Genomic DNA, 2779 nt, shown 5'->3' with positions numbered 1-2779 from the left:
TGGTCTCTTATTAACATATATGCAAGAGGTATTGCATCAACAATTTTATTTTCCTTTATACCTTGACTACTCATTCCCAAAAAAATTACACGATAGCCTTCATTAGCATATTGTTGTGCTATTTTATTAGTTTCATCATTCATTGGAAACAAAAATTGAGCTGCACCTAAGCAATATGTTCCTTCTTTAAACGTAATTGCACTGTACTTACGATCTGATGAAAAATCTAGTTTATCTACTACAGTATAGCTAGATAATTTTTTAAATGAATCACTTAAAGCCAGCGATGTTGCATTACCATCAGGAAATATCGAACAGTAATTACCCATAATTTCATCTAGGTTTATATTTACCATATTAAATGATTGAATAACTTTCATTTTACCTTCTGTTAGGGTTCCTGTCTTATCTAAGCATAATGTATCTACTCTTGCTAATGTCTCCACGCAATACAAATCCTGAACTAATGTTTTCTTTTGCGCCAATCTAATTACACTAATCGCTAAGGCAACACTAGTAAGAAAAACAAGTCCTTCTGGTATCATTCCTATTAAGGCTGCTACCATTTTTACTACTGCTTCTTTTAGTGGAAAATGCAAAACAAAGTACTGATTAACAAACAACATCACTCCCAAAGGAACTATTATTATGCTAATAATTTTTAGTATTGTATCAATACTCTTCTTTAAATCTGAAGAAATCGCCTTATATTTTTTAGCTTCTTGAATGATTTTTGATGAATAATTATCTTTACCAACATGAATGATTTTGCAAATTGCTTCACCAGAGGTAACAATACTTCCGCTAAATAATTCATTATCTTTTTCTTTAAATTGTGGAACACTTTCACCAGTCAATAAAGATTCATTTACTTCTAGTTTTCCATCAATAATTATTGCATCGCTTGGAACTTGCATTCCCGCTTTGATTTTAACAATGTCATCAATTACCAATTGATCTATTGGCAACTTAACAATATCTTCATCACGATATACTTCTATTTGATTCATTGTTACAATAGCAAGTTTATCTAGAACACGTTTTGATCTTATTTCTTGAAAAATTCCAACACATGTATTGGCAATTATCGTTAAGAAAAACAATCCATTTCGATAAGATTGCACAAATATAATAAGCATTATTAAAACTACATTCATTAAGTTAAAAAATGTAAAAATATTTGATTTAAATATTTCTTTGTATGTTCTTGTAATTTTCACTTCTAAAGTATTGGTCATTCCATTAGCAACTCTTTGTTGAACTTCTTGATTTGTTAATCCTTTTATCATAAATTTACCTCTAAATTTATTCTACCAACACCCTTATATATTCCCCAATTAATTTCGATACGGTTTTTCTTTTGTAGGCTTAATTATCTCGCCATTCTTTCTTTGCAAACTTACGGTTTTTCTAAAAGCACCTGGCGTCATTCTTCGAATATTTGTAAATATTCTTGTAAATGTCTTAGTAGTATTATATCCTACTTCGATAGCAATATCAGTAATCGCTAAATCAGTTGTAATTAATAAATCACTAGCACGTGAAACTCTAAGCCAGTCTACATAATCATCAAATGTTTTCTCAACTTGAAATACAAGCATATGATTTAATTCAATCATTGATACACCAAATTTTCTAGCTACTGTTGCTCCACTTATTTTATCACTTAAATAGTTATTATCGATATAATTAAGCACTTTGTAGATAACTTCATTTTCTTTTCGCTTTAAGATATCTTCGTTACTTTGATAATTCTTACGATATTCATTAGGTGTAGCACCTACTTTCGTAGTAAATGTCTTAATGAAATGTGAAGCATCAGTAAAGCCTAGTATCTGAGCAATTGTATTTAAACTTAAATCTGAGTAAAGAAGTAGATCATACGACTTCGATATCCTGATTTCATTCAACATTTCAGAAAATGAATGTCCAATATTTTCTTGAAGATATTTAGCTATTGTTGATTCACTTATATAAAAAACTTTTGATAATTTCTCTAAGGTAATTTTCGTTTGTAAATGTGTACTAATATATTTAAGAATTTGATTAGTTAAATCCAATTCACTGTCAACAGCATCAACATTCTTTTTACTCTTTTGAATATATCTATTAAACAATACTAATATCGCCACTAACATACTAGTTACATAAGAATCAGACAACACAGGTAGTTTTGTATAATCAGGATTCAAACTTTCTTCTCCTAATTCTTGTTGAAGTTGTAAAAAGTAAATTCGAAAACTTTCTGCTTGTTCATCATTGCAATATAAAACTGGATTGTCTTTGATTTTTTCATGTAAGTCTATTAATGTGTTTTTAGGATTATAAATTGTCCTAAGATATCCATTAATAAAATCAAAGTTGTAAACTACTTTTTGAAATGTAATTGAATCTTTAACTTCTTTTATAACTGAAATATCCCATGGCATTATAGCTACCAATGTATCTGATACAATTTGATAATCAATTCCGTTAATCGACAAAGTACATACACCCTCTAAAAAATATAAAAACCTCGCCGCACTATGGATAAGAGGAGAGGTTTCACTGTCAACAAATTCAATATCAAAAGAGCACACTTGTCGTCGGTCAAGGGCTGAAGCAAATTTATCTTGTATTGTAGTCACATCATTCGTCATTATCTTGCAAATTCCTTCTTGTTCATTATAACACTTTTTATAATAGTTAAAAGTTTAATTATCACTTTCTTCAAAAGAAAAAGCCCGGTTCTACAAATTCTGGTGTTGGTGAAAACTAACACCTTTTTTGTTTAATACAA

At 29.3% G+C, this 2779-nt stretch carries 2 protein-coding genes; both read right to left on the bottom strand.

Annotated features, from left to right (window positions below; translation table 11 throughout):
* A partial coding sequence (locus RR430_RS09065; RefSeq protein WP_332509002.1) for an HAD-IC family P-type ATPase occupies positions 1-1289 on the bottom strand: 1289 nt, incomplete at its 3' end.
* Between the two features lie 48 nt (positions 1290-1337).
* A complete protein-coding gene (locus RR430_RS09060) occupies positions 1338-2483 on the bottom strand; it encodes a helix-turn-helix transcriptional regulator (protein WP_332488798.1) in 1146 nt (381 codons plus the stop codon).
* Positions 2484-2779: the final 296 nt, after the last annotated feature.

This window comes from Anaerorhabdus sp. (assembly GCF_036641015.1).
GTDB lineage: Bacteria > Bacillota_I > Bacilli_A > Erysipelotrichales > Erysipelotrichaceae > Anaerorhabdus.
The sequence above is the reverse complement of the archived record's forward strand: the minus strand, read 5'-3'. Positions and strand labels throughout refer to the sequence as shown.